4 protein-coding genes and 1 riboswitch are annotated in these 6,000 nt (G+C 73.5%); of the genes, 1 reads left to right on the top strand and 3 read right to left on the bottom strand.

Features of this window, described 5'->3' with window-relative positions:
- Window positions 1-110: 110 nt before the first annotated feature.
- A complete protein-coding gene (locus ACIBBF_RS25170; protein ID WP_397418926.1) occupies window positions 111-1,304 on the bottom strand; it encodes a UDP-N-acetylmuramate dehydrogenase in 1,194 nt (397 codons plus the stop codon).
- Window positions 1,305-1,462: 158 nt separating this feature from the next.
- Window positions 1,463-2,707: an MFS transporter gene (locus tag ACIBBF_RS25165; protein ID WP_397418924.1), complete on the bottom strand. Its 1,245-nt coding sequence runs from the start codon at window positions 2,705-2,707 to the stop codon at window positions 1,463-1,465.
- Window positions 2,708-2,797: 90 nt separating this feature from the next.
- On the opposite strand from ACIBBF_RS25165, the gene ACIBBF_RS25160 reads away from it, so the two are divergent.
- Complete coding sequence (locus tag ACIBBF_RS25160) at window positions 2,798-3,928, top strand: LacI family DNA-binding transcriptional regulator (protein ID WP_397418922.1); 1,131 nt, start codon at window positions 2,798-2,800, stop codon at window positions 3,926-3,928.
- A gap of 78 nt (window positions 3,929-4,006) precedes the next feature.
- On the opposite strand, the gene thiC is transcribed toward ACIBBF_RS25160, so the two are convergent.
- Entirely contained in the window at window positions 4,007-5,761 is a 1,755-nt protein-coding gene (thiC, locus tag ACIBBF_RS25155) for a phosphomethylpyrimidine synthase ThiC (RefSeq protein WP_397418920.1), read from the bottom strand.
- Window positions 5,759-5,864, bottom strand: a riboswitch (TPP riboswitch). It overlaps the preceding gene by 3 nt.
- Between the last annotated feature and the right edge of the window lie 136 nt (window positions 5,865-6,000).

Genomic DNA, 6,000 nt, shown 5'->3' with positions numbered 1-6,000 from the left:
GGGGGGCCCCGGGGGGGGGGCCGGGGGGCCCGGGGGGGGGGCGGGCCCGGGGGGGGGGGGGGGCCGGGCCCCGGGGGCCCCCGGCCCCCCCCGGCGCGGACGGGATCTCCTTAGAGGGAGACGCCCACCAGGACCGTCTCCGGGACGAGGGTCACGCCGAACCGGTCGCGGACCCCGTCGCGGACCGCGCGCGCGAGCGCGACGACGTCCTCGGCGCGCGCCCCGCCCCGGTTGGTCATGGCGAGCGTGTGCTTGGTCGACAGGCGGGCCGGGCTCTGCTCCCCCGCGAGGCCGAAACCCTTGCCGAAGCCGGCGCGCTCGATGAGCCATGCCGCGCTGGTCTTCACGAGCGTGGGGTCGACGGCGCCGAGGCTCGGACCGGTCGACGTCTCCGGCGTCGACGAGCGGACGGGGTACCGGGGGGCGTCCTCGGGCAGGTGCGCCAGGTGCTCCACGGGGATCACGGGGTTGGTGAAGAACGAGCCGGAGTTCCACCGGTCGTGGTCGGGCTCCGCACCGAAGGCGGGCCGGTCCAGCAGCATGCCCTTGCCACCGCGCAGGCCCAGCACGGTCTCCCGGACGTCCTTCATCGGCGCGCGCTGCCCCACCTCGACGCCGAGGCGACGGGCCAGCTCCCCGTAACCCACGGGTGCCGACAGCGTGCCGAGCCGGAACTGGAGCTGGACGCTGAGCACCACGTACCGCGGCGAGGGGTACCAGGGCGCGAGCGGGTCGCTCTCGCGGCCCTCGCTGTGCATGGAGTGCTTGAGCAGCGACGTGCGGTACCCGAAGCCCAGCTCACCGACCGAGAAGGTCCGGACCCGCCGCTCCGCCCGGTCCCAGGTGCGCACCAGGGAGACCACGCCGGAGAGCTCCTGGCCGTACGCGCCGATGTTCTGCACCGGTGCGGCGCCGACCGTCCCCGGGATGCCCGACAGGGACTCCACGCCGACCCAGCCCTCGTCGACGGCACGCTCCACGAGCGCGTCCCAGTTCTGCCCGGCCGGGGCGCTGATCACGGCGCCGCCACAGGTGTCGGCGGACTCGACGGTGATCCCGCCGCGGACATCGCGCACGACCACGCCGTCGAAGCCCTCGTCAGCCACCAGCAGGTTGGATCCGCCACCCACGACGAGCAGCGGCACGCCGTCGTCGTCGGCGGTGCTCACCGCCTCGATCAGGGCTGCTTCCTCCTCGGCCTCGACGTACGAGGCGGCCGGGCCGCCCACGCGGAGCGTGGTGAGGTCGGCGAGGCTGGGCGCCACCGCTTGCGCCTGGACGGTGTCTGCCGGGTATGGGCTCACCGTGCAAGCCTATCTACCTGACGCGTTGGATTTGTGCACATCTTCGACATGGCGTGGGTGATGTCTGCCAAATCTGGAACCTTCCGGTGTCGGCAGACGTGTTCAATGCTCGCACTGGCGGGCCTGCCCGGCACTCCGGGGCCGTGCCCGTCCCTGCACTACCTCTTCACACCGGCCGCGGACGGCAGCGGACGGACCGAACGGGCCACGGCCAGGCCGAGCACCATCGGGACGAGCAGCACGAGGACCGCCAGGCGATAGCCCGTCGTGTGGGCGACGAAACCGATCAGCGGCGGCCCCACGAAGAACGCTGTGTAGGCGATGGTCGAGACCGCCGCGACGCGCATCGCGGCCCGGCGCGGCTCGTCGGACGCGGCGCTCATCCCCATCGGGAAGCCCATCGCGGCACCCAGCCCCCACAGGCCGACGCCGACCAGGGCCAGCCACAGCACCGGCACCAGCGCGAACGTCAGGACGCCGACGAACGCCAGGAGCGCGGAGAGCACGAGCACCGGCACGCGGCCGAACCGGTCGATGGCCCGCGTACCGGCCAGCCGTGCGGTGGTCATGGCCGTGAGGAAGACCGCGAGGCCCACGGCGCCCATGCCGTCGGAGGTGCCGAACCCGTCCACCACCGCGAGACCCACCCAGTCGTTCGCCACGCCTTCCGTCAGCGCGGCGGCCAGCACCACGAGGCCGATGGCCAGGGTGCGCGACTCACGCCACGCGGCGATCAGCCCCGCCACGCCGGACGACGGCGGGGTCACCTCCCCCGGGTCGGCGCCGTCCGCGCCGGTCGTCCCCGCGGTCGCCGTGCCGTCGGGCAGCGCGGCCGCGACCACGCTCGGCGAGAACCAGCGGGTCCCGATCACCACCGAGGCGAACGCCACGACACCGGCCGCCACCAGGTGCCAGAGCACCGGGACGCCCGCCGTCGCCACGAGGGCCCCGACGCCCGCACCGAGCACCGTGCCGAACGAGAAGCCGGCGTGGAAGATCGGCATCACCGCGCGCCCCAGCCGCTGCTCCACGGCGGCACCCTCGAGGTTCATCGCCGCGTCCCACACGCCGGCACCCACCCCGAACAGGACAAGGCCGAGCCGCACCGCGAGGTGCTCGCCCTGCGCCACCCCGACGCCCGCGACGGTCAGGCCGACGACCAGGAGCCCGGCGAACGAGAGGACCGTCCGCGCGGTACCGATCCGCTCGGCGACCAGCCCCGACAGGGGGATCGCCGCGACCGAGCCGATGGAGCCGGTGAGCAGGAGCAGGCCCATGTCCTGCTCGGAGAAGGAGAGACCGTCGCGTACGGCCGGCAGGCGGGACGCCCAGCTCGCGAACGCGAACCCGCTGGCGGCGAAGACCACGAAGACCGCACGGGCGGCGGCGTGTGCAGTAGGCACGGAACTCCTCGGTGCGATTGAATCTCCCGACCGTAGGCCACAACCTGGGATCAGCCCAGCCGATTCCGCGAGGCGAGAGAAGGACACGCGATGAGCCGCCAGACCGTACGACCGACCCTCGCCCGGGTCGCCGAGCTGGCAGGCGTCTCCGTCTCCACCGCCTCGCTCGCCTTCTCCGGCGCCGGCCCGATCACTCCCGAGACGCGGGAGAAGGTGCTGGCCGCGGCGCGCGAGCTCGACTACTCCGGGCCCAACCCGCTCGGGCGGCAGCTCAGGTCGGGCCGGTCCGGCATCGTGGGCGTGGTGATCGGCGACCAGCTCGGCCGGTCCTTCCGCGACCCGGTCTCGACCCAGGTGCTGCACGGCCTGGTCTCCGCCATCGGCGAGCAGGGGCTCGGGGTGCTGCTCATCCCCGGCATGCCGCAGGGCGCCACCGCGCAGTCCGTGGGCCTCGCCGCCGAGGCGGGGCTGCCCGCCGCCGTCGACCCGCTGGTCGAGGCCGCCGCGATGGACGTGGCCGTGCTCGTCTGGGGGACGCTGCCGGACGACCCGAACCTCGCGGCGCTGCAGCGCCGGGGCGTGCCGGTCGTGATCGGCGAGGGGCAGGACGTACCCGGCGTGCCCGTGGTCGGCGTCGACGACCGGCACGGTGCCGCCGAGGCCGTGCGGCACCTCGTCGAGCTGGGGCACACACGGATCGCGGAGATCACGCTGCCGTTCGGGCGGGACGAGCGGTCGGGCCTGGTCGACGCCGACCGCCTGGCCGCCGCGGAACGCACCCCCACCCGCAACCGGCTGGCCGGCGTGCGCGACGTCATCGAGCCGGTCATGTCGTGGGAGACGCCGGCGTCGCTCGTGGAGCACGGGCGCGACGCGGCCACCGAGATCCTGTCCGAGTGGGCTCCTGCACGGGACCGGCCGACGGCGATCGTCGCGCACTCCGACCTGCTGGCCGCCGGGGCCGTCATCGCGGCGCGTGAGCTCGGCCTGCGGGTCCCCGAGGACGTGTCCGTGGCCGGGTTCGACGGGCTCGACCTGCCGTGGCTGTCCCCCGACGTGCTCACCAGCGTGCACCAGCCGCTCGTCGAGAAGGGCCGGGCGCTCGGCATGGCCGTCGTCGCGCTGCTCGCCGGGGAGGAGCCGGAGTCGGTGCTGCTCCCGGTCACCCTCGTGGAGGGCACCACGACGGGCCCGGTCCCGGACCTGAGCGACCTCCCGTGACACACCCCGTCGAGTGCGGGATGTTCGCCCTTCTGGCACACAAGAAAGGGCGAACATCCCGCACTCAACGGGGACGGGTCAGGGGCGGAGCTGCGGGGACGGGAGGTAGACCTCGCCGCCCGCGGCGCGGAACTGCGCGGACTTGGCCGCCATGCCCTCCTCCGCCGCGGCCGCGAGCGCGGCCTGGGCCGGCGCCCCGCCGAACTCGTCGCGGATGTCCTGCGAGATGCGCATCGAGCAGAACTTGGGTCCGCACATCGAGCAGAAGTGCGCGGTCTTCGCCGCCTCGGCCGGCAGCGTCTCGTCGTGGTACGCCTCGGCCAGCTCGGGGTCGAGCGACAGGTTGAACTGGTCGCGCCAGCGGAACTCGAACCGGGCCTTGGACAGGGCGTCGTCCCGGTCTCGCGCACCGGGGTGTCCCTTGGCGACGTCGGCGGCGTGCGCGGCGATCTTGTAGGTCACCACGCCCGTGCGCACGTCGTCACGGTCGGGCAGGCCGAGGTGCTCCTTGGGCGTCACGTAGCAGAGCATCGCCGTGCCGTACCGGGCGATCTCGGTGGCGCCGATGGCGGACGTGATGTGGTCGTAGCCGGGCGCGACGTCCGTGACCAGAGGGCCCAGCGTGTAGAACGGGGCGCCGTCGCACAGCTCCTGCTGCCGCTCCACGTTCTCGCGCACCAGGTGGAACGGGACGTGGCCCGGGCCCTCGACCATGACCTGGACGTCGTAGGTCCAGGCCCGCTTCGTGAGCTCGGCGAGCGTGTCCAGCTCGGCGAACTGGGCCTCGTCGTTCGCGTCGGCGAGCGAGCCGGGGCGCAGGCCGTCGCCGAGGGAGAACGCCACGTCGTAGGCCGCGAAGATCTCGCAGAGCTCGTCGAAGTGCGTGTAGAGGAAGTTCTCCTGGTGGTGCGCCAGGCACCAGCCGGCCATGATCGAGCCGCCGCGGCTCACGATCCCCGTGACGCGGTCCGCCGTGAGCGGCACGTACCGCAGCAGCACGCCGGCGTGCACCGTCATGTAGTCGACGCCCTGCTCGCACTGCTCGATCACCGTGTCGCGGTAGATCTCCCAGGTCAGCGCGCTCGCGTCGCCGTTCACCTTCTCCAGCGCCTGGTAGATCGGCACGGTGCCGATCGGGACCGGCGAGTTGCGCAGCAGCCACTCGCGGGTCGTGTGGATGTCGTCGCCGGTGGACAGGTCCATCACGGTGTCGGCGCCCCACTTCGTGGCCCACTCGAGCTTTTCCACCTCCTGCGCGATGGAGCTGTGGACGGCGGAGTTGCCGATGTTCGCGTTGACCTTCACGAGGAACGCCTTGCCGATGATCATCGGCTCGGACTCGGGGTGGTTCACGTTGTTCGGGATGATCGCCCGGCCGGCCGCGACCTCGCTGCGGACCAGCTCGACGTCGCAGCCCTCGCGCAGGGCGACGAACCGCATCTCGGGGGTGACCACGCCCTGGCGCGCGTAGTGCATCTGGGTCACCCGCCGGCCGGGCAGCGCCCGGCGCGGGCGACGTCGTTCGCCCTGCCACTCCTGGGTCGCGGCGCCGCGACGCACCGCGCCGCGCCCGTCGTCGGCCAGGGCCCGGCGGCGGCCGTCGTACTCCTCGGTGTCGCCCCGGGCCACGACCCACGGCTCGCGGGCCGGGCCGAGGCCGCGGACCGGGTCGGAGCCCGGACCCTGCGTGCGGTAGACCCGCACCGGAGGGTTCGGGCTGCCGTCGGGGGACGGCGCCAGCGTGATCTCGGTGACCGGCACCCGCAGGCCGGCGTCGTGCGCGGGATCGGTGCCGTGCTCGTACGCGAGCGTGCGGGAAGGGGTGTGCTCCATCATCAGACTCCTGCTTCCTACGCCGGTGTTAACCGGACAGGTTCAACGGTCCCGGGCCGTCCAGCCCGATCTCAGCCCCTGCGCGGGGCACCCGTGGGATCGCGGACGACGTTAGCACCGTGCCGCCGTGCGGGTCTTCTTCGGCCGTGCCCAAAACACTTCTGCACCCGCGTCCGCTCTGATAGAGAAGGTCGACGGCTCGCTCACCGGGACGTGGGCCCCGAAGCCTGGAGGCAGGC

Origin of the sequence: Promicromonospora sp. NPDC050880 (genome assembly GCF_044456525.1) — a bacterium.
Taxonomy (GTDB): domain Bacteria; phylum Actinomycetota; class Actinomycetes; order Actinomycetales; family Cellulomonadaceae; genus Promicromonospora.
The sequence above is the reverse complement of the archived record's forward strand: the minus strand, read 5'-3'. Positions and strand labels throughout refer to the sequence as shown.

Bases quoted from the DNA above. Each gene is read 5' to 3' on its own strand.
- ACIBBF_RS25160 (WP_397418922.1), top strand. From the start codon at position 2,798: ATGAGCCGCCAGACCGTACGACCGACCCTCGCCCGGGTCGCCGAGCTG.
- thiC (WP_397418920.1), bottom strand. From the start codon at position 5,761: ATGGAGCACACCCCTTCCCGCACGCTCGCGTACGAGCACGGCACCGAT.